Source organism: Nonlabens agnitus, from assembly GCF_002994045.1.
GTDB classification, from domain to species: Bacteria; Bacteroidota; Bacteroidia; order Flavobacteriales; family Flavobacteriaceae; genus Nonlabens; species Nonlabens agnitus.
Window position 1 is genome coordinate 345,465 of record NZ_MQUC01000003.1, and the last position, 23,152, is coordinate 368,616.

14 protein-coding genes and 1 tRNA gene are annotated in these 23,152 nt (G+C 42.4%); 5 read left to right on the top strand and 10 right to left on the bottom strand.

Annotated features, from left to right (window positions below):
- Positions 1–63: 63 nt before the first annotated feature.
- Positions 64–4,695 (top strand): RHS repeat-associated core domain-containing protein, encoded by a 4,632-nt coding sequence (locus BST86_RS01755; protein WP_172443296.1) that lies wholly within the window; start codon positions 64–66, stop codon positions 4,693–4,695.
- A 1,039-nt stretch (positions 4,696–5,734) separates the two neighbouring features.
- The gene (locus BST86_RS01765; protein WP_105981759.1) at positions 5,735–10,117 is read left to right on the top strand and encodes a T9SS type B sorting domain-containing protein; all 4,383 of its coding nucleotides are present in this window, start codon (positions 5,735–5,737) and stop codon (positions 10,115–10,117) included.
- Between the two features lie 950 nt (positions 10,118–11,067).
- Here BST86_RS01765 and BST86_RS01770 read toward each other — a convergent pair.
- The 4 genes from BST86_RS01770 to BST86_RS01780 all read right to left on the bottom strand — a co-directional run bounded on the left by BST86_RS01770 (position 11,068) and on the right by BST86_RS01780 (position 13,527).
- Positions 11,068–12,054, bottom strand: a complete 987-nt coding sequence (locus BST86_RS01770; RefSeq protein WP_105981760.1) for a hypothetical protein — start codon at positions 12,052–12,054, stop codon at positions 11,068–11,070.
- Between the two features lie 362 nt (positions 12,055–12,416).
- Positions 12,417–12,501: transfer RNA gene (locus tag BST86_RS01775), tRNA-Ser, on the bottom strand.
- 121 nt (positions 12,502–12,622) lie between these two features.
- The gene (locus BST86_RS14850; RefSeq protein ID WP_172443297.1) at positions 12,623–12,772 is read right to left on the bottom strand and encodes a hypothetical protein; all 150 of its coding nucleotides are present in this window, start codon (positions 12,770–12,772) and stop codon (positions 12,623–12,625) included.
- A gap of 98 nt (positions 12,773–12,870) precedes the next feature.
- Positions 12,871–13,527 (bottom strand): SanA/YdcF family protein, encoded by a 657-nt coding sequence (locus tag BST86_RS01780; protein ID WP_105981761.1) that lies wholly within the window; start codon positions 13,525–13,527, stop codon positions 12,871–12,873.
- Positions 13,528–13,676: 149 nt separating this feature from the next.
- Between BST86_RS01780 and BST86_RS01785 the strand changes: the two genes are divergently transcribed.
- Positions 13,677–14,309 carry an NAD(P)H-dependent oxidoreductase gene (locus BST86_RS01785; RefSeq protein WP_105981762.1) on the top strand — a complete coding sequence of 211 codons (633 nt, stop codon included), beginning with the start codon at positions 13,677–13,679 and terminating at the stop codon, positions 14,307–14,309.
- 5 nt (positions 14,310–14,314) lie between these two features.
- Here the strand turns inward: BST86_RS01785 and BST86_RS01790 are convergent, their stop codons facing one another.
- Together BST86_RS01790 and BST86_RS01795 are read right to left on the bottom strand one after the other, a co-directional pair.
- The gene (locus BST86_RS01790; protein ID WP_105981763.1) at positions 14,315–15,118 is read right to left on the bottom strand and encodes a DUF4249 domain-containing protein; all 804 of its coding nucleotides are present in this window, start codon (positions 15,116–15,118) and stop codon (positions 14,315–14,317) included.
- A gap of 2 nt (positions 15,119–15,120) precedes the next feature.
- Positions 15,121–17,544: a TonB-dependent receptor gene (locus BST86_RS01795; protein ID WP_105981764.1), complete on the bottom strand. Its 2,424-nt coding sequence runs from the start codon at positions 17,542–17,544 to the stop codon at positions 15,121–15,123.
- A gap of 173 nt (positions 17,545–17,717) precedes the next feature.
- Here BST86_RS01795 and BST86_RS01800 point away from each other — a divergent pair, with 173 nt between their 5' ends.
- Complete coding sequence (locus tag BST86_RS01800; RefSeq protein ID WP_105983913.1) at positions 17,718–18,686, top strand: NAD(P)H-dependent flavin oxidoreductase; 969 nt, start codon at positions 17,718–17,720, stop codon at positions 18,684–18,686.
- Here the strand turns inward: BST86_RS01800 and BST86_RS01805 are convergent.
- The 4 genes from BST86_RS01805 to BST86_RS01820 form a co-directional block, all read right to left on the bottom strand.
- On the bottom strand, positions 18,683–19,516 hold the full coding sequence (locus BST86_RS01805; RefSeq protein ID WP_105981765.1) for a helix-turn-helix domain-containing protein: 834 nt from the start codon (positions 19,514–19,516) through the stop codon (positions 18,683–18,685). The two genes, BST86_RS01800 and BST86_RS01805, sit on opposite strands and share 4 nt — an antisense overlap.
- A 116-nt stretch (positions 19,517–19,632) precedes the next feature.
- A complete protein-coding gene (locus BST86_RS01810; protein WP_105981766.1) occupies positions 19,633–19,884 on the bottom strand; it encodes a YgjV family protein in 252 nt (83 codons plus the stop codon).
- A 141-nt stretch (positions 19,885–20,025) separates the two neighbouring features.
- Positions 20,026–20,868, bottom strand: coding sequence for a phosphatase PAP2 family protein (locus BST86_RS01815; RefSeq protein ID WP_197709216.1), 843 nt, complete (start codon positions 20,866–20,868; stop codon positions 20,026–20,028).
- A gap of 153 nt (positions 20,869–21,021) precedes the next feature.
- Positions 21,022–21,792, bottom strand: a complete 771-nt coding sequence (locus BST86_RS01820) for a patatin-like phospholipase family protein (protein WP_055412193.1) — start codon at positions 21,790–21,792, stop codon at positions 21,022–21,024.
- Between the two features lie 279 nt (positions 21,793–22,071).
- On the opposite strand from BST86_RS01820, the gene BST86_RS01825 reads away from it, so the two are divergent.
- Positions 22,072–22,740 (top strand): FAD-binding oxidoreductase, encoded by a 669-nt coding sequence (locus BST86_RS01825; RefSeq protein WP_105983915.1) that lies wholly within the window; start codon positions 22,072–22,074, stop codon positions 22,738–22,740.
- Positions 22,741–23,152: the final 412 nt, after the last annotated feature.

Consider the following 23,152-nt stretch of genomic DNA (forward strand, 5'->3'; position numbering starts at 1 on the left):
AAATGAGTATAAACTGATTTATAAAATGTCATAACATAATAACGATAAGTATTAATGACCCGTATGAATCAATACGGAGCCAACCAAAAAACCGACACCATGAAAAGCAAAAATAACCACTACCTCTTTTTTGTGTTGCTACTGAGCTGCACGCTGGGATACTCCCAAATACCGATCTTAGATCCAGGATTTGGCGGTGGAGGAGGTCTGGGGGACTGCGAGAGCTGGGAGATGGCTGATCACTATCGTGATGCCGATGGTGATGGGTACGGAGATCGTCAGGATATGATTCCTTTGCGCTTGTGTGCAAACCAAACCTATAGTGGCTATGTGACCAACAATCTAGACTGTGATGATAATAATAATACATTAGGCATTGCACAGACGTGGTACTACGACAATGATGAAGATGGTGTAGGGGGCTCTGGCGGGCTTTCCCAGCGCTCTTGTATGCAACCAGGTCCCAATTGGTCATTAACCAACAATGACTGCAATGACAACCTTGCTAGCGTCACTGGTCCAAGGATCTGGTATGCCGATACGGATGATGATGGCAAGGGGGATTTTTTGACACCAACGTCGTCTCCTACATGTACGCCTCCACTAGGTTATGTAGATAACGCTGATGATTGCAATGACAGCGACGGCGATAATTTTATCTACACTTGGTACAGAGACTACGACCAGGACGGTCTGGGTGATCCCAGTATATCGGTTACCTCCTGTAACCCACCCAATGACAACTATTGGGTATTGAATGCCGACGATTCCTGTCCCAACTATACGGGAGAGTCCGATAATCAGGGCTGTCCCGTAGGCGATGTGGGCGAGGAGCCCTGGAACACGATCAAGACGACTACCTATGATGTCACGGAGCTTCCCATTGGGAAGACCAAGTCCTATTTTGACGATCTAGGGAAACCTGTACAGAACTTAACTTTAGATTTCAAGACCAATACCACTTGGGCAACGCAGACCTTATATGACAGTCAGGGACGTCCAGCACTACAGACACTGGGAGCACCCGCCTATGGGGAGGAGACCTTTTTGTACAAGGAAGGGTTCATCAAAAAGTCTAATGGTGAGCAGTATGATATGGCAGACTTCGAGACAGATCCCGAGAATCCGCAGCCCGTTGGGGAGCAAGGGCTCTCACTGGGCTGGTATTATAGCGGAAACAACACTAATGAGGCCTATCAGGACATCACGGACTACCCTTTTAGTAGGACGGTTTACAGTAAACTCAATCCGGGCAAAGCCCTAAGAGTACTGGGCGGTAACAAGACGGGTGGTAAGTGGAAGAACGGATATAGCTTTACGATGAAGGCGGGCGCAGAACTAGCCCAGCAAGGAGCCTTTGGTGATCCAAGCTACAACACCTCGCAGGGCATGAAGATCCTCAAGACGGTGAGCCGAGACGTCCACGGTGAGGAGAGCGTGGTCTTTACCGACACGGATGGTAGGACCTTGGCCGCTGCGAGAAGTGGTTTGGGTACTATTAGAAACACGACGGTAGTAATTGGGGAACAAGGTTTTGTGGACATCCATGTGCCACAGAACATCACGGGATTTACCGTAAACAAAGGTCCAGGGGTACAGATCAGGGTTTTTGACCTGATTACCGAAGAGCAGGTGACAATAAGTACGACCTCCTTGCCCAATGGTTTTTATCGGGTCGAGGCCTCCAATGTAGGTACGGGCACGGTAAGCGTGACCTACAAGGAGAACTATTACGATTACAGCCTGAACTACTACGACAAGATAGGTAGGCTGACCAAGAGCACCCAGCCATTGGACCGGTTGGAGACGACCTACACCTACGACACCATGGGCCAACTTATATCGACCACCAGTCCCGACGAGGGCACCTCGAACTTCAAGTATAGGGAAGACGGTCAGATACGCTATTCGCAGAACAGCAAGCAGGCGGCAGTAAACCAGTTCTCCTACACGAATTACGATCTGTTGGGAAGGCCCGTGGAGAGCGGTGTGATCAATAGCAGCCGTTTTGCTACAGCTGATCCAGATACTACCGCGCTTCCCTCTGGAAGCAAGATTGAAGTGCAGGCCACGGTATACGACCAGCTTCCAGCTGGAGAGCTGGCGGGAATCGGTGCTCATGTAGACTACCGAAATCCCACCTTTTTGGACGGTAATGTGGCCAAGAGCTCCAACGACCATACGACCACCTATTACAGCTACGACGTATATGGACGCGTGAAGTGGATATTACAGAACATACCGGGTCTTGGGCTCAAGACCATCGACTATACCTACGACGACATTACGGGAAGCGTGAACATGGTGGACTATCAGAAGCATCAACCCAGCGAACGCTTCATCCACCGTTACAGCTACCACCCGATTGATTACAGCCTGACACGGGTGGAGACCTCTACGGATGGGGTCAATTTTACCGAGCACGCGCTCTATGACTACTATGAGACGGGCGCCCTGAAGCGCACAGAGATCGGAGGCGGCCTGCAGGGGATCGACTATGTGTATAACCTGAACGGTCAGCTCAAGTCGATCAACCACCCGGGACTCAACAGTACGAGTGATCCTGGAGGCGATTCCAACGACTTCTTTGGGATGAGTATCGACTATAACTCGAGCGATTATTTAAGATCGGGATCGTTCTCCTCCCAACTTGGCAGCTCCGGAGCGGAGCAGTTCAACGGGAACATCAAGGGAATCGCCTGGAATACCGCTACGGGCAATCGTCCCATGGCCAGATACGGCTACCGCTACAACCGCAACAACTGGTTGGAGTCGGCCACATACAACAGTGCTGGAGCAGCAGCGACGGACTACAAGGTGGACAATCTTACCTATGATGCCAATGGGAATATACAGAGTCTTAGGAGAAACAAGAATACGGTATCCGGCAGCAATGTCATGGACAACCTGACCTACAGCTATAAGACTGGAAAGCCCAACCAGCTGGATAGGGTAGCGGATGCTGCGGGTAATAGGGGTGTTGGCGATCTTGCCAGCCAACCGGTGAACAACTACAACTACAACTCCATAGGCCAGCTGACCAAGAACCTTCAGGACAAGATAGGGTATGTCTACAACGCCAGTGGGCTGGTCACGCAGATCACCAACCTAATTACGAACCTGCCAGCAGTAACCTTTGGCTATGACGACCGTGGACACCGACTATGGAAGACCAAGCATTTTCAAAATGGTGTGGCACAGACAAGGACGTGGTACGTCAGGGATGCCAGCGGCAGCCCGATGGCCATCTACGTGGATGGAACACCCAAGGAGTACCCTATCTACGGCAGTGGGCGCGTGGGAATATATAGGAAGGCTGATGCCTCATCCCACTACCAGCTGACTGACCACCTGGGCAACGTAAGAGCCGTGGTGCGCCGCTCGCCGACCAGTGTAGCCGCAAACGATACCCAGGACTTTGAGTATGACACGGAAGGATGGGGAGAAGGCCCGCCGGTAGTCAGTGTTTCCAACGATGGCGGCAGGCTCAACCTCACCATCACCAACCGGTGGAACTACAGTGCCCATGATTTTGATATTGATCCATCCAAGCCCTTTACGGTCTCTTTTGATTTTGATAGGGGCAACCAAGAGGCTACCTATATGATGATCTGGGAATACAAGAATGGTAGCCTAGAGCCCTGGCAGGAGCGTACCTATACGCTACTGGATCGTGATGGACGCTTTGAAGTGACCCACCAGCCCACGGCCGGCAGTGACAACAGGGTACACATTACTTTTGAGAAGAGTGGCAGTATCGACAACGGACAGCCCACGACGGTATACATCGACAACTTTAGCCTCAAGCAGGATCTGGATGCCGCCATTACCAGCGCTACGGACTATTACCCCTTTGGGATGCCGATGCCCGCGAGAAACACCATTGGCGACTACCGCTATGCCTACCAGGGGCAGGAGAAGGATCCAGAGACTGGCAAGGAGGCCTTCCAGCTTAGGCTATGGGACGGGCGTATAGGTAGGTGGCTGACCACCGATCCCGCTGAGCAATATAATTCTCCTTATCTTGGGATGGGGAATAACCCGTTGAATGGAATAGATCCTGATGGAGCGAAGTTTCTCACAGATTACGTTGACATTAATACGGGAAATGATCTAGGAACAATTAATGATGGAAAAACTGGTACATTATTTGTATCAAAAGAAGAATTTGGAAACTTAGAAACTGCTTTTGACAATGGTGGAAGTGATTGGTATTTTCAACAGATAGAAAATATTCTGGGATCAGGAATGAAGAACTACAAGGAATCTGTTACATGGAAGGAATTTAAACAGATTAATCAAGGGAAATCTTTTTCAGAATTAGCTAATGAGCGACCTTCTGGAAAAATTATAACAGAAAGGGGTGGCCCTGATCTAGACTATCGCTATGTCCTAGATCCTATAATAAAAAATAAAGTAATTGATATGCGTCATGCTCTAGTAATTGGAGCATATGGACAGGAGACTGGTTTTTTAACTGAAGTAGGACAAGCCATTTTTGGATTTAATGATTCGGCATTTCAAGAACAGGATTTTTATTCAAATAAAGTTGGAGAAGGTTTTTTCGACTTAATACGATCAGAATCGATTAAATACAACGGAATTAAACGTGCAGTGTTTTTACACCAAGCACTCAATAATGTAAACTTTATTGATAACTTTAACTTTTATTTGACTAATAGAAACAGGTTATGAGAACTATTTTTTTTTCTTATTTTTTTTTTTATTTTCTATTACTAATTGTAAAAGAAATAAAAGATTAGATCAAAATATAGAAAATTCTTTCAGGTTGAAAATAGGAATGAATTTTAGTGATGCGATCAATATAATGGGTGATCCAATGAAGATTAGGACGGTTAAAAATCATTCCAATTTAGATTATAATTCAGAGCTTGATTCAATTTATATATTTTATTATGAAGTTCCATTTGCTTCATCAGGAGGTGTTGAATTCTACACGGATTCTTTAAAAATTTTAAAAGTGTTTAACGAACTAGATTGAGAAAATTATAGGAGTGTTATAATGGAAATGATTATTGATCAATTTGAAGTTATATTTACTATTTGGTCAAGAAATAAATAAACGGGTTATGAGTATTTATGTTGAGGAATACAAAATTACAACTCTGTATAGAAAGCACTGAATAAAGATATTTTAGGTGTAGAAATAGTCCCTTATTTGCTAAAAAATAAAATGAGGATTCAAGCCAAAGGTTTCTCTTCATCTAACCGTCAGTGACATACCATACAAGCTTATAACTGGATTTAGGTAGCAGCCTAAAATATGACTAGCACTCTGGTTTATAAATCATAAATGAGTTGACATTAATTGCCATTCAATAGGTACAGCAGGGTTTGGCAAAGTTTATACTATCAATCTAATTACTCCTTTAAAAGCTAATGTCATTAAAAATAAGCGGAGGTCTAGGGCTGTGTCAAGGATAATAAAATAATAGCCAAAAAAAATTATTTACTGGTAAAATATGTTTGATCTGATATTTCAGTTTATACGGGACTTATCGGCGATTTATGTGGGTCAAACAATACGGAGGTTATTTTTTTTCGGACTATAAATTTTGCTGATCTGTCTGATAGCCATTGCAATTATGTTGTAAGTTTAGCATTTTATGCATTCGTGTTTCTAAGCATTTATTTGTCAATTTAATGATGGTCTGTTTTAAAATATGTAATCCATTTAATTATCAAAACTTCAATAATTACTTTAGCATTGTGTTTGTGTTATCAAGTATATGCCCAACAACAAGCCAACAACTGGTATTTTGGAGATAAGGCTGGCATTACCTTTAATCAAGGGGAACCTGTAGCGTTGACGGACAGTCAGATGTTTTCTCTGGAAGGTTGTTCCGCTATTTCTGACCGCGATGGTAATCTTATGTTCTATTCTAATGGGATGGAAGTTTGGGATCGCAACCACAATGTCATGCCTAATGGAAGTGGCTTGCTAGGTGATATATCTACTACACAATCTGGAATCATTGTTCCCTACCCAGGTAAGGAGGACTTGTTCTATATTTTTACTGTAGATGATTTTGGAGAAGAAAACGGTTTGCGATACAGTATCATCGATATGCGACTTAATGGTGGTCTAGGCGATGTGACATCAGATAAGAATATATTGCTTCATACACCATCAACTGAGAAAATAACCGCAGTTAGTCATGCCAACAATCGTGATATATGGGTCATTACCCATAAACACCTTACTAATGAGTTTTACAGCTATCTAGTGACTGATGAAGGTTTACAGGAGACCCCTGTAATAACACCTATTGGTTATGCACCCATGTCCCGTTTTGAGGTGATCGGATATATGAAAGTGTCTCCAGACGGCTCTAAACTGGTTGCTATACATAGCGAGGATGGTTTTCCTGGAGGATTGGTAGAGATTTTTCGTTTTGATAATGCATCAGGAAAAGTATCTGACCCATTAAGAATTATAGGGTCTGATTTAAGGACTACCGTTTTTGATCGAGTATTGCCCTATGGCGTTGAGTTTTCTCCAGACAGTAGTGTTCTATATCTTTCAGATCCTCTTCATGGATTATACCAGTTGGATATAAGCATTCATGATAAATCAACCATACTAGAATCACAAGTCGATTTATTTGGAAGTCCGCCAATTGAATTTAGACCAGAAAGGCCCTTTTTCTTTGACACACCATACACTGGGCTTCAGCTAGGACCCAATGGAAAAATCTATGTAGGCCAGTTTGAGCGAGAATACTTAGGCGTCATCAATAAACCGAATGTTTTAGGACTCGACTCAGATTACCAAACAAAAGGAGTTGTTTTGGAAGGTGGTATTCCGCTTTATGGGCTTCCACCTTTTATCCAGTCCTATTTTTCATCAACTATTGCTTTTGAAAATGTTTGTTTGGGAGATGAAACCACCTTTGGTTTGACTACCAGTGATACCGTGGATTCTATTGAATGGGATTTTGGGGATGGCGGTTCCTCAAATGAAATTGAACCCACCTATAGATATACAGCATCTGGAACTTACATGGTAACTGCGGTAATCACTATAGGTCCTGAAACCTTTACAGAAACCCAAGAGATCGAAATCTTCGAGCAGCCTGTTGCCAACTCAATTGAGGATATAGCCATTTGCGATGATGACAATGATGGATTTACGGCATTTGATCTCACTCAATGGAATAGTGTTCTTTTAGGCAGTCAGGATCCCGTACAATTCAACGTGACCTATTTTGCGTCTCAGACGGACTTGGATAATAACACACCTATTCAAGATCCAACCGCCTATATCAATAGCAACGCGTTTACCGCTCAAGAAATTATTGCCCAGGTTACCAACAGTGATAATGATGATTGTGCCGCTTTCGCGAAAGCGAACATACAAGTATTTGAAAGCGCTGTTCTAGCTGGAAATATTCCTAATCTCGTTTTTTGCGATAATACGAGTGTGGGAACCGATGCAGACGGAAGGATTTTATTTGATCTTACAGCTAATGAGAATAGCTATTTGGCCAATAGTTCCAACACCGTTTATGATATCGCTTATTTTGAAGATAGTGGCCTTGCTACTCCCATTGCAGATCCTGCGAATTATGATAATCTAACAAGGTCCCAACAGATTTATTTTACCGCTTCCAATCCAAACAATACCGATTGCCAGACGGTTGGTTCTTTTAGCCTCCAGGTCGAGGAACTGCCTACTGTAAATTCTGTCATCAGTCTCGAGCAATGTGATGACGACCAGGATGGTTTTAGTGTTTTTAACCTCGAGGAAACCAAAGAAGAGATTTCGAGCAATGCGAGCAACGAGGTTTTTACATTTTACAATTCCCTTGCTGATGCAGAACTACGAATCAACCCGATAACCGATCCAACCGATTATACCAATCAAACGGTTAGTAGCGATCTAGTTTTCGTACGAGTAGAAAATCAAGCCGGCTGTTATCGTACTGCCGAAATACAGCTGACCGTTACCACCACACAGATTCCCGATTCTTTCATAAGGGAATTTTACGTCTGCGATGATGGACCTGATATCACCGATGGAGTTGCGACATTTGATTTTAGTAGCGTTGTTCCAGAAATTGAAAATCAGTTCCCATCTGGACAGCAGTTGGTGATTCGGTTTTATAGGAATGAGAATGACGCCCTACGTGAACTGAATGCGATTGTTGATGTGTCCAACTATCAGAACATAGATTATAGAGACCAACAAGAAATCTACGTGCGAGTGGATAGCGAGATTGATAATGACTGTTTGGGCTTAGGTCATCATATCACACTGAATGTGACGCGGCAACCTGAACTCGTCACGATTACAATACCAGATCAATGTGATACGGATGACGATGGTTTATACGAGTTTGATACCTCAGATCTAGAAAACCAATTGACAGGCAATGATCCGGCGTTTTCCATCACATACACCGATCAAAACGGTACAACCCTATCCTCGCCATTGCCTAATCCATTTGTTACTAGTTCTCAAACCCTGACTGCTAGGGTAGAAACCAATGTGACTGCAGGAAACACAGCTACTTGCTTTGTTGAGATTCCGTTAGAATTCAATGTTAGAACCGCACCGCAAGCGCAACCAGTAGATGATTTAAGAGCTTGTGACAGCGATCAGGATGGATTATATGAGTTTGACCTTACACAAATTGAACAAGACATCATCAATGGCCAGGCAGATGCGGAGATCAGCTATTTTAAAACCGATGGCTCACCGCTTACACTATCTAGTGCAAAAACCATTACATCTGCAGGAGAACAAATTACAGCGCGATTGAGCGCAGCAGATGAGTCCAGTTGCTTTACAGAAATTTCTTTTGATTTAATTGTTGATAATCAGCCCATCGCCAACACTGTGGATGATGTGTTTTTGTGTCTGGATCCAAGTGTGCCTTTGACTAATGACTTTGACCTGACCGAGTTTGATGCTATCATATTAGGAACCCAGCCTGTTGCGGTATTTACCATAGAATATTTTGAATCGGCCGTAGATGCTATGACTCAGGTTAATACCATCACCACAGATTATACCATCAATAATGGCAATACGGAAGTATTTGCCCGCATCAGTAATGTAGCTAATGAGACTTGTTATGAGGTCACCTCGTTTAGCTTGGGAGTTTATAGAATGCCCGTGGCCAACTCACCTGGTGAACTAGAGGTCTGTGAAAATCAAAATGGAGGTCCAGTTACCGTAGATCTAAATGTCCAAACGGATTCCGTATTAAATGGACAGTCTCAAGTGGATGTGGTCGTATCCTACCATTTGAGTCTCACTGATGCAGAAGCTGGTATCAATGAAATAGCTGCTGGCCTATTGGAGACCGATCAATCAATAGAGGTGTTTGTACGCACGGAAAACTTTCTTTTAGAGGATTGTTATGATACCACGTCATTTCAAGTGGAGCTTGTTGCTAGGCCCATTCTAGACCTAGAAACTGAATATCCATTATGTAATAACCTCAATAGTTTAGAAATCGAATTGGACGGTACCTATGATCGTATCGAATGGTCCACAGGGTCGACGACTAATCTTGTTAGTATTACTGAACCAGGAAGTTATTCGGTTACCGTTTATAATGAATACGACTCGGTTATATGCGAAACCTTTAGGGAATTTACCGTAGTACCTTCCATCGTTCCAGAAATCGAGCGGATCGATGTTCAGGACTTTTCCCAAAACAGTAATTCAATAGAGGTCGTTTTGAGTTCGCAAGGCAGCTTTGAATATTCCATTGATGGATTTAGCTTTCAGCGACCGAATGTTTTTGAAGGGCTGGACGCTGGAACTTATGAGGTAACTGTAAGAGATATATCAGGTTGCGGTGTCTCTACAGAGATGGTCATCATTCTTGATTATCCTAGATTCTTTACGCCCAATGGCGACGGATTTAATGATACCTGGCATATTGAAAATGCCGCTGCAGATCCTTCTTCCCAAGTGTTTATTTATGACCGCTACGGTAAATTACTAGGTAGCTTAACAGCTTCTGATCAAGGTTGGGATGGAATGTTTAATGGTGAGCCTTTACCGTCCAGTGACTATTGGTTTGAATATCAAACGTCGGATGGTTCTAGTTTTAAAGGGCATTTTAGTTTGAAGAGGTAATCATTGTCGATGAGTACGTGTGAAACTTGTTTTATTGATGTTGAAAAGATTACAGAATAGCCAATCCGAAAAAGCTTGTAATTAATATGTGCTTTCTTAGATCGTTTTATGTTCGATGGAGAGTTGTATATTGATTTTAGTACTAACATTTGCCAAAAGCGAGTTTCAATCAAGAATCAAAAATTTTCTTACGGCAAATAAATTTCTTCAATCGAACTAGACAACCTTTTTAAATTCAATCTGCTGAAGTTGAAGATGACTATATTTTCATAAAAATCGTAAGCTACGAGCTTGTAAATCCTTAGAAAAATTTATCAGCTCTATTGAATGGAGTGTCACACGAGTAATTAGAAGCGGTCATTAAATATGTCACCAAAAAAGCGGCATAAATAGCAGATGGAGTTGCTACCCTCTTTACAAAAAGAAATATAAGATTCTAGAACTTCAGATGTGAAGATGAAGGAATCCATTGATGCACTGCATCATTATTGTGAGTAACCTTGGCAATTGTACTTATACTAGCAATTTAAGGAGCTTATCAAATCTTGAGACATTCTCTTATGAGGACAGTTTAATAGAAAAGTTAATTCAATTATTTCAACTAAAGCTTTGGCTTATTGATACCATTGAAGATGGCTAATTCCAATTAGAATGTTTGTCAATTCATATCAAAACAAAGGACTTTTTTCTACATATATATTGTTTCAAATAGTCTAAATCATCGCTAGTCCAAAAATACAAATCAACAGCTTTTAGAGCTAAACTTTCGAGTTCGCCAACAGATTTATCAAGATCAGCATATGTATTTAATTCTAGATCAATCAACTCAGTTAAATCACTGGCTACATTTATTCCGTATCTTTAAATTTTTATGTCTATGAATTAAGTTTATAGCTTTTTCATTATTTGTACTGCTGACTGCATATGGAATTAATTTTTAAATCGATTTACTATTTCAACTTATAGAAATGTAGATTCATCAAATCACCTATCTCTTTAGGAACTTTTTCCATTGAGATACTTCTAGTATTAGCTTCTATTTCGCTAGTTGGGACAATAGATACGTTTATACGTCCATTTTTCTTAATCCAGCCACCTGCACTGAAGGTCGTGCCTTTTTTTAAAACTATATCCTCCTTGATTTCAATTAGCGTGCTGAAATCAGGACTCAAATATGATTTATCATGATTGGGGTATAAGAAAAATTTCAATTCATTTGCAAAGTTTAAATCGGCATCAGAACTATCCAAATTTTCAGGCAAAACCGTTTCCTTTTTATTGGGATCAAAAGGCAAAATCGATGATAGAATTTCTTGAGTTTCTTTGACAAAAAGAATCTCTCTGTACCATTCGCTCATAGATTCTTGATTGATCTGTACAAGGTTTAAGGTATCTAATTTATCTAAGGTTTTTATAAAGGCTCCATGTGAACCTTGATTGCCATAATATTTCAATGTAGTATTATAATTATTATTCTTTAGCGTGTTAATCAAAACTTTAAATTCAAACCCTGTTAATGATTTATAACGTTGCTGTTCATAAGCTTCACGAATCTGCTCAACAATCTTTGCTCTTTCCTTTTCAACTTTTGCTAACTGTTCCTCCTTCAATAATATTCTACACTTTTCACAGGTAAAATATTTAGGTATATCAATGTGACAAGTGATATTGTATATAAATTGAGTTCGTGAGTATACTGGCAACCAAAACTCATTCAAACATACTTTACAAAGTTTAGCCATTCTCATCGTTGAAAGAGAATTTATTAAACTCAGATTGGCAGCAAGTGACATGTCATTGTCTTGAAAAACGGTTTTGGCTTTATCCACAAACTTTTTGTTTTCCTCATCATAATTCCAATAACGTCCTATCAGCTGTTTTTGAGTGTCAGTGATGAGTGCTTCGTCAAGTTCTAGCTTGAATCTTTTTTCTTTCATAGTGTCCAATAAATAAGGCGCTAACTGAATTACTATCCAATCGGGTATCGCCAAACACCATGACAAGAGTAAACAGCAGCGCCCATGGGCACCGCGTTTAAAACAGCTTGTCAGATCAGAAAATTGGCGATTTCGATTGGATCTAGAGCTAAACGCTATAATAAGTTTTGAGAAGTATTACTTCACATATTTAATTTTGAGTTCACTACAAACTTACCTAAAATTTAGCAAGACACAGCCCGAATGGAGTTTGGAAGAGTAAAATGACGTCGTAAATGGGTAGCACTTCTAGCAGATAAGTCAACTTATTTGTCAACCATAAATGCAAAAGCCCAGTATCATTACGATGCTGGGCTTTTCTGCGGAGAAGAAGGGATTCGAACCCCTGGAGGTGTGACCCTCGCTGGTTTTCAAGACCAGTGCATTCGACCACTCTGCCACTTCTCCTTAAAATGCAAAACAGTTACCTAATTTTGCGGGTGCAAATATACTAGATTTATTTAATTAGGCCGTTTTATCGCAAAAAAAAACTGCCTCAAAAGAAGCAGTTTGGTATGGTCATCATCCTTTAGGATTGATTTTGTGTACTATCTCTAGGCTGGTGATGTTCTTTTTTATCTTGTACTTGATGATTGATCTTTTTTCCGTGAGTTTCCTCTAGATTGATTGCCTGTTCTCTTTTGCTAGTTTTCTCTGGGTTTGGGGTCTCGTCGCTCATAATGTTATTTCTTTAGTTCCTTTTAAAGATAGTCTTATCAATGCGGTAAAGCGTTGCAATTAACACCTGTTAACTTGATACTGTTAAGGGAATACGAATTATTGATCGTGAGTAGGACTGCTGTCGCCCGTGATGGGAATCGAGATTCCTTCAAAAGTCGGTCGCTTTTCTATATAGATCTCTGTCCATGCTTTTACATTAGCAAGCCATTCACGGCGTTTGAGGTATGCCGAAGGTTCATAGCTTTTAGGGTCCACGGCAAAACCTTCCAGGTCTAGATCCAGGTTGCGACCTAGATAGACCGCTCTGGGCAGATGGAATTTTTGGGTAAATACAATCGCCTTCTCCACCTTAAAAATCGACCGTGCGCGTATCATACTATCATACGTATCAAAACCAGCATGATCGAGAAAGATATCACTGTCGGGAACGCCTTTGTTATTCAGATAAGTTTTCATGGCGTTCACTTCATCATAATCTGTTTGGCCATGGTCGCCACTCAACAAAAACTTTTTGATCTTACCTTCTTGATACGCCGTATAGGCTGCGTCGACTCGATCTTTCAGAATAGGCGATAGGCTCTTGTCGGGCCGTACGCTGGCACCCAGCACGATGCCGGTGTAAGCCGGTTCGATATCCTCAAGATTATATTTCATGTGCGGTGCCGCTGTCTGGTTCACATACACCTGCAGGAAAACCACGGCAAGAAGACCACCAACCACTAAGAACACAATGATATTGAGTAGTCTTTTCATAAATCGGCGGTGGCTGTTTTCGCGATCTGTACGTGCATCAATGTTCTAGGGATTACCTTTGTGGGCTGTTGTAACAATGGACGTGATTTTTTCGCTTTCGCGAAAGCGAACCTATCATCAACCTTAAGCCACAAATATAACGATAAGCGATGACGAAAAGTATTGAAAACCTGAAATGGAGATACGCCACCAAGAATTTTGATCCCAATAAAAACCTAGAGCCGCAACAGCTGGAAATGCTGGCCGCAGCCTTCAATCTTACCGCTACTTCCTATGGATTGCAACCGTGTCGTTTGATCGTGGTTCAAAATGCAGATATTCAACATCAAATGGTGCCGATGGCCTTTGGCCAACGCCAGGTCGTCGATGCTTCTGCCGTTCTTGTTATTTGCACCACGGCGGTCGATGCAGATTATGTACGCCGATATTTTAAGAGAGTCAAGGACGTTCGAGACACCAGTGATGAGGTGCTACAACCGTTTGTGGACCAGCTTACAACAAAATTTGATGCGATGGCGGTGGAAGAAGTGGAGCAATGGGCCAGAAATCAGGCATATATCACGCTGGGAACACTCATGAATATTTGTGCGCAGGAACAGATCGATAGTTGTCCCATGGAAGGTTTCATACCCGATAAAATTGATGGTCTATTAGGCCTTAAGGCTAAAGGTTTGAAATCTGTATTGATGCTACCGGTAGGCTATCGCAGTGCAGAAGACCCTTTTGCCGATATGAAAAAGGTGCGTTTACCCATTGAAAAAAGCGTTGAGTTTATTCACTAAATGCCTTATTCACTTACATAATTTAATTCATACACCTGCGCTACCCGAAAGTAACCAAACGGAAAACGATCTGGATTACGCTCATTAAAAACATTTCCTTTTACGACAGCAGGTTGGGTATCAAACGGGCCGCCGCCGCTGTCATCCGTTTGCTGGATCAAGGTCTCAAAAAACTGAAATGCCTGTGCGTCAATACCGGTGATGCTTAGTTGGATGTTGGTGCCAGGCTCTAAATCTTCGACAAAAAAGCTGGTAGGTGATAGGTTGCCATTGATAAACTCATCATCAGATACGTCCAGCTGGAAGTTATCTGGATCTTCATAGGTGAACAAATAATAATCACCCAGCGCCTCTGGATCCTGAAAGAAAGCCGTAATCTGCGTGAAATCGCCAAAACCGCTTACCTCGGTTTGTTCAATGTTTCCCAGTGGTACGGTGCTTATCAATTGCTGATTTGCTCTATAAAAGTCGTTACCATCCACAATCTCTAAAGTATAGGTAGAACCTTCCTCTAAACTTAGATTATTGTTGATATAAAGGTTGCGCGTTTCATCAAATCTAAACGGAAATGAAATACCGTTATTTACAACCACTTGAACACTGGCGTCGCTCACCACAGGATTGACTTCTTCAAAGAAACCTGACGATCTGGTTAATCTGATGGTATTGCGGCTGCTGCCGTCGCTCAAGAGTTCCAAGCGACCATCGATGACTAATCGTGATGCTGCGGTATTCAAATCCACATCGATCACATCTTCACATTGAATGAAGCTCACCGCTAGTAGTATAATGTAGAACCACTTTTTCATGATCAAAATTTGAAGTTATAGGTAACTGCAGGAACGATTCCAAAAATAGCAAGCCTGGTAGCCTCGTTGCGTGCGGTGTCATCATTCTCACCAAAGCTGATGCTGGCCGCATTTCTTCTATTATACGCATTGTAGAGGCTAAATACCCAACTGCCTTGCCAGCCTTGGGTCTTTTCAGGTTTTGGAACGTAGGTAGCTGATAGGTCCAGACGGTGAATAATGGGCAATCTACTGGCATTGCGCGATTCAAACGTTGGTACAAACAATCCGTTGAATTCGTATTGACCATCAGGGAAAGTTACAGGTTGGCCGGTTTGTAACGTGAAATTGGATCCAAAGCTCCACTTCTCATTCCATTCATAATTAGCGGTAACGGTCAAGTCGTGTGTTTTATCCCATGGCGCATTGTACCAGTTGCCGTTGTTGATGCCAGGTTCCGATGCATTTCTTCCAGGTGTTCTCTGCTCACTTTTGGATAAAGTGTAAGCAATCCAACCTTGCAGGCGACCTTCGTTTTTCCTTAATAAGAGTTCGAGACCATAGGCTCTGGCTTCACCAGCGAGCAAAATAGATTCCACGGCTTCCTGGGCGATAAGATCTGCACCATCAATATAATCCAGTCTATTGTCTACGGTTTTATAGAAGGACTCCAGTTCAACGGAATAATCTCCAACGTTTTTAAAGAAACCTACTGCCACTTGATCGCCTTTTTGGGGCTTGATAAAGTCACCGCTAGGCGCATAAAGATCAAATGGAGTAGGCGCTGTAGTATTTGAAATTAAATGAATGTATTGATTGATGCGCTGGTAACTCGCTTTGATACTGGTATCGTCATCCAGACTATAGGAGGCTGAGAATCGCGGCTCGAGGTTTACAAAGGTTTTTAAGACGTCACTGCGGCTGCTGGCTATTCTGTCGATAGGCATGGCGCTTACATAGACACCTTGCTCTTGATTGAACAACAATGGCTGATTGTTTTCGTAAACATTGATCAAATCTTGGCCCAATCGGCTGAAGGTGGTCAAGCGCAATCCTGCATTGATATTGAGATCATCTGTGATTTTAAAATCGCCATCAACATAAGCGGCATTTTCCCAAGCATATTTTTTAGTCAGCTGTGCCTCATTGATGGGGCTTGTAGGAGTTGTGGGAACAATTTTACCAGGATCAAATTCATAATAAATGGAGTTGATCCCATAGCGCAGTTTTGCTTTATCACTGGCAAAATGGGTCAGGTCGTATTTAAGGTTGAGATTGGTAATCCCGCTAAAGAATTCAAACTCCACAAACTCAAGTTCCAATGCATAATTATAATCTGAAAATATAGCCGATGCATTACTGAACCATTTTTCATTGAAAATATGATTCCAGCGTACATTCACAAAAGAATTTCCAAAGGTGTTGCCAAAAAGTTCGTTTATTTCAAATACATCACGTCCAAAATATGCCGAACCGTACAGTCGATTCCTGTCATCCAGATTGAAGGACACCTTAGCGTTCAGATCATAAAAGTATGCTTGGTTTTCTAACCCAAAAAGCGGGAAAAATAAATGTGCATAGCTGCTGCGTCCACCTATTAGGAATGAGGATTTGTCTTTTTGGATAGGACCTTCCAGCAACAATCTGCTCGCTACGATTCCTATACCACCAGTACCGCTCAATTTCGTTTTATTTCCATCGCGCTGGTAAATGTCCAGTACACTGGAAACCCTACCGCCATAGCGCGCAGGAATACCACCTTTGTACAATTTCAGATCTTTGATGGCGTCTGGATTAAAAACAGAAAAGAACCCAAAAAGGTGATCGCTACCATACAGCGTAGCTTCATCCAGCAGCACCAGATTTTGATCTGCCGCGCCACCACGTACGTTAAATCCGCTGGCGCCTTCACCGGCAGTCGTTACTCCAGGCAATAGGGAAAGGGATTTGATCAAATCCACTTCTCCCAGCACAACTGGTATTTTTTTAATGGACTCAATGGATAGCGCGTTGACGCTCATTTGCGGTGACCGTGTGCTTAATTGTTCAATATCGCTCTCGATCACAATGGCATCCAGTTGCTCGCCTTGTTCCTGCAGTTGGATGGAAAGTTTTTGGTTTTGGTCCAGCACCACGGTTTTGGTGACACTTTGAAACCCAATGCTGCTATAGATCACTTCATAGGTGCCCGTATCCAGCGTGATGGAGTAGAAGCCGTACTCGTTTGAGATGGTTCCCGTGCCCAGTTCTGGGATCAAGATATTGACATTGAGCAAAGTCTCGCCATTGGCTTGATCTGTAATGGTTCCTGATAGGGTAAACTTTTGTGAGTTCGGTTTTTGGTTCGCTTTCGCGAAAGCGGAAGGAACAGAAAGTTTATGCCGTGCCTGGCACGGTACGTTAGCGAGAAACACCAACAGTAAAACAAGCCACTTTATTCTTTGCATGGATCAAAAATAGTGTAACGAGGTTTGCCCAATAGCTCATTAACAAATTGTTGTAGGAATTAATTTGACGGAAGACTGAAAGGCTGATGAGATGGATGAGAGACCTGATATCAAAAACCTCCAATCGGATTTTGTTTATTCATTTACTCGTAACTTTATCCAAAACCATTTTCATGACTGCAAGCTCTCTTATCGATCACCTTTCATTGCCCGTGGTGGCAGCGCCTATGTTCTTAATTTCTGGACCGGACCTAGTCATTGAATGCTGTAAAAACGGAATTGTAGGAACTTTTCCGGCTCTTAACCAGCGATCTACCGAAGGTTTTGAAGAATGGCTAGTACAAATCGAGACCGAGCTCAAAAAATGGGAAGAAGAAACTGGCAAGAAGGCTGCGCCATACGGCGTCAATTTGATCGTTCACGGCAGTAACCCACGACTGGAAGCCGATTTAAAAGTGTGTATGAAACATAAAGTGCCACTCATTATCACCTCACTAGGTGCTGTTAAAGATGTGGTCAATGCGGTGCATAGTTATGGTGGTTTGGTATTTCACGATGTAATCAAAAAACGCCATGCCGAAAAAGCCCAAGAAGCTGGAGTCGATGGCTTGATACTGGTTTGTGCTGGCGCTGGTGGTCATGCGGGTACGTTGAATCCCATGCCGTTTATACGTGAGGTGCGTTCGTTTTATGATGGTGTAATCCTGCTTTCTGGTGCCATGAGTTCTGGTCAAGATGTGGCCAGTGCCTTGCAAATGGGAGCAGACTTGGCTTACATGGGAACGCGCTTTATCAATACGAACGAGTCAAAAGCAACCGATGAATACCGCAAGATGATCATCGACGCTGGATCATCTGACGTGGTGTACACGGCCGCTATTTCTGGAGTGTCGGCTAATTTCCTTGCTGCCAGTTTGAAAGCCGCTGGAATTACTGAAGAGCAATTGCAAGCTACTGGCAAAATTGACTTTGGTAAAGAAATGGATACCGAGGCCAAAGCCTGGAAAACCATCTGGAGTGCCGGTCAAGGTGTGGCTACTATCAAAGATAGCGTTCCAGCACACGAACTTATCGACAGATTAAAAAGCGAATTTAAAACCGCGATTGAAAAGCAGGTGGAGAATTTGAAAAGATTCAGCTAGTCTATATTCTTTGCTTTGGCAAAAGCTTGGTGGTTCTGAATAAAATAAATCACTATCATAATCTCAAATAGGGTAACGAGCAAACTTCCTATTGGAAATAATAATACGGTTAGGTTGAACGCTGCTGCAACAATCAATAGATATCCTAAATATTTATAAGGGCCTGAGAAGCGACCTCGATTTTGAAAAAATGGTATGCTTAATAAAGCGATGGCAATTGCAAATACAATAGATACCACAATGCTCATTCCTATATTTAGGGCGTCAAAAGAAGCATTCACACTAGAATTGTACATGTCCATGAATAGAATCTCTGCAAAAAGGAGTGCAATTAGATATACAACAGCGGAAATTTTCAAAAGTGGTGACTTGAACTTCAGGTTGAAGGAGAATCCTAAATAAAATACGGTCGCTAGAACGCTATACAATATTGCTATTAAGAACCGAATGTCTGAAGTGACCATGGCATGGTCAAAAAAGTTGAGTGACAAATCGATCATCGTTAATGGAAGCGAGGTAAGGACGTAAGCCATTCCAACGATCGCGATCCACAATCCATTTTTAGGGTTCTTCAACAAGTTTTCTGGAGCTTGTTCAGCTTTAGGTTTCTCTTGAAGTTCTTGAGTGATTTCTGCAAAAGAACTTCCTAGCGCTTGAAGAATATTCTTGATCGTATAATTGCGAGGTGTGACTTCACCAGCTTCAATTCGCTGGATGGTTCTCACATTGATGTTGCATAACTCGACAAGCTCTTCTTGAGTCAGTCCTTGTTCTTTTCGCAGGTTAGCGATGTAGTCGCCTAGTTGTGGTTGTTTCATGATTTCTTTCATTTGGTTGGAACAATGTTAGGGATGAAACAAAGGTTGAAGGAAACTTTTGAGGGTATTTAAACCCGACATTTACACGGCAAAGGCTTGTACAGCCTATAAAACCTGAACATGGAAGGTTATTTTTTTTCTAGTTCTTCTTTAGGTCTTATGTCTTCTTTTTTGACGAAAAGGTAATATGCGTTGACGCCTAGAATGGCGACATTAGTCACGATTACGGGAATACTACCCAGCATAAAACCATAGGCGACGAAAAAACCGCAGCCTACGGAATTAACGATGCGTAACTTTCGCAGGTTCTTATTGAAAAAGGATAGCAGGACGAATAGACTGGCTAGATATCCGATGATTTCGGTGAGGTTGAACTCCATATTGTGTTGGTTTGATGTCAAGATGATTCAGGTCGCAAAATAGCTTTTCCCATGCATTTAATATGGAAAAGGAGCACGCTTTCCTGTCTGCCGAAAGGCAGGCGCGAAAGCGTACCTACACCAATACTTAAAAAGGAATTGTTAGAAACTGTAACTTACACCTATACTGGTAAGAGAGAAGTTGAGGTCTAGCGAAGTCTTTTTGGTGCGGTCGTCATTGTATTTTTGCTCGTACTTGCGATCCAAATACAGGTCGATAGCTTCTACCATAAAATAACTCAGCGCCCAACTCAAGAATACATCGCTGGCCCAGTGCTGGTTGTCATAGATGCGCGATAATCCAGGAATGACGCCTACGGCATAGATTCCGGCTTTGACCCATGCATTGTCAAATTGTTTAGCTATCACATGCGCATTGGTAAAGGTCAATACTGCGTGACCGGATGGAAAGGATCTATAAACCGACTCGCCGCCAAATGGCTTGAAGTGATTCTTGCCAAAGCCACCGCTAGGTCGCGCACGACCCGTCGCCGATTTGGTCAACTGCTGAAAAAAGCCGGTAGCTGTAGCAGAGGATATGAGCAGCACACCAGTGCGTCTTAGTTTCTCATTGCGAGTGAATAAACCAGTGAGATAAATGGCTCCAGTAAGACCGTAATTGTTTTGGGGCGCACCAGCATAATTTCCATAATCCAACAGGATGGAAGGAATTTCATCCCTATGACTTCTAAACTCTCGATTGATATCGTCGTCAATAACAAAAATCCCCAAAGTGGTCGCCGCAACGCCACCAGCGATAAGTGCGTCACCACCATCCCAATACAGTGGCCTGCTATAAGCAAAGCCAACCCCTTGAAACACATTACCCATGTCATAGGTAAAATCCTGCCACAAATTAGTCTCTCCGCGATCAATGGTAAAGGTTTGCTGCGCTTGAAGCGGCAGTGCAGAAAGAAGAATGACTAGGAGAATAATGTTGCGCATGAAATACTTGTTTGGACAAATATAATGTCAAAAATGCAACGGCATTACGTGTTTAACGTCTGCGGCGGCGACGTTTGTAACCTATTGATATGCAATAATATTAAATATGGTAATTGTTAAAATAACAGATTGAAAATGGAATAACGACGGTACTCAAGAAAGCCCAGCGATAATTTGGGGCATCTGCTTGATGGCGCAATCATAGCCTATTTTGAACAGTTCTTCCGATTTTTTGACATCAAAAATTCCGTAGGGAAAGGATTCTTCCACTTCTAAAGCGACGTCGCACTGTCGTAGGCGCTGTTCTGTATTGCTCCATACGTTCAGTTGGAAAACGCGTTCGCTAATTTCTCTAATGCCTTTAATGGTTTCCAGTTCCTCGTGCGGGCAAATGCTCACACCCATGATTTTCATGCCGCGATTCAGCAGTGGTTCTACTGGTAAATTATTGAGAACGCCGCCATCCACATAAGTAGCATTATTAAAAACGACCGGTTTAAAAATGACTGGTATCGCACAGGACGCGATGATACTGGTGCTTAAATCGCCTTGGTTTAAATATTCGCTAATGCCTTTGTTGAGGTTGGTCACGCAAACATGTAAAGGGATTTTCATGGCCTCAAAACTGTTCTCTGGCAAGTGCTTTTCCAATAACCTTTTGAGCATGGCCAGACGGTTCCATTCACGCGTTAAAAGTTGGAATTTAAAGATGCGCACAAATTCTTCCTGCATGGACAATTCCAAAATTTCCAAAGGCGAGTAGCCATGGCAGTACAACGCACCTATCATCGCACCAGCACTGGCGCCAGACACCTCGCTAGGAAAAATACCATTTTCATTGAGCGCCTGTAACACACCTATGTGTGCCGATGCTCTTGCGCCGCCACCGGCGAGTGTAATTCCTATTTTTTGGGTTGGAGCCATGCGGCAAAGATAGCAAGGTGAAAATAGTTTGTAGGAATGATTCTACTTTGTTCTTATAAGTGTTGTCTGGATTTCGCTTTCGCGAAAGCGAAATTAAAACGAGACTTATTGCGCATCACAGCAGCATCCTTGAGAAAACATCTTATTGGTTCTATAGTTACATGATGTGGTGCGTCATTGCAGAGCAGCTCACCGGCTTAAACTTTTACTAAAGTTGTGCCGATGCGCCACCAATGCTTTTTTCCTAGGTTGCAGATGTTCTATCTTGTAAAGAAAAAAATGGCACATTCTGTTAAAATTAAGTCGATCAAACAATTAACTCACGACGTTAAACAATTTCGCGTGGAGAAACCAAACGGTTATGAATTCACGCCAGGTCACGCGACCGAGGTTTCTATTGATCAGGAAAAATGGAAGGATGAGAAACGACCTTTCACCTTCACCAGTCTTACCGGTGACGAGGATCTGGAATTTGTAATTAAAATCTATACCGATCACGATGGCGTGACTGAGGCACTGGATCACGTGAAACCAGGCGATCATTTAATCATTAGAGATACTTGGGGCGCGATTGAATATAAAGGTGACGGTTATGTGATTGCTGGTGGCGCTGGAATCACGCCTTACATCGCGATGTTCAGGGACCTGAAAACCAAAAATAAACTGGACGGATTGCATTTATTGTTTTCCAACAAAACCGAAAAGGACATCATCCTGAAAGATGAACTGGATCAAATGCTGGGCGATCGCGTAACCTATGTCATTACCGATCAAAAAGATACCCAATATCTCAAAGGCCGAGTGGACAAGGAACTGATCAAAAATCAGGTGGATGATTTTGATAAAAACTTCTACGTTTGTGGACCACCACAAATGACGGAAGACATTAGCGATATTCTCAAAGAATGCGGCGCCTCACCAGATGCCGTGACGCTGGATGATCAGTAGTTTACTCTGTATTATTTTAGGATTTTAATTTCAATGGAAGCCGGTTCGAGTCCCGATAGTTATCGGGATAGAGAACGAGCAGATTGAGACGATGAACTTCATAACAAGAACCATATCTCGACTTTAGTTTACATTGAGCTTGTCGAAATGCTCGATACTGGTTTATGGAGATTGTGATTTATAGAAAAGCAAGCCGGTTCGAGTGGCAGCGCCGCACTGAGCTTGTCGAAGTGCCGAGAACGAGCGATTTTGTTAGTTAAAAAGATCGTGCTAAAACCATATCTCGACTGTAGTTTACATTGAGCTTGCCGAAATGCTCGATACTGGTTAACTGGGATTGTTTTAAATATAAAAACTAGCCGGTTCGAGCGGCAGCGCCGCACTGAGCTTGTCGAAGTGTCGAGAACGAGCG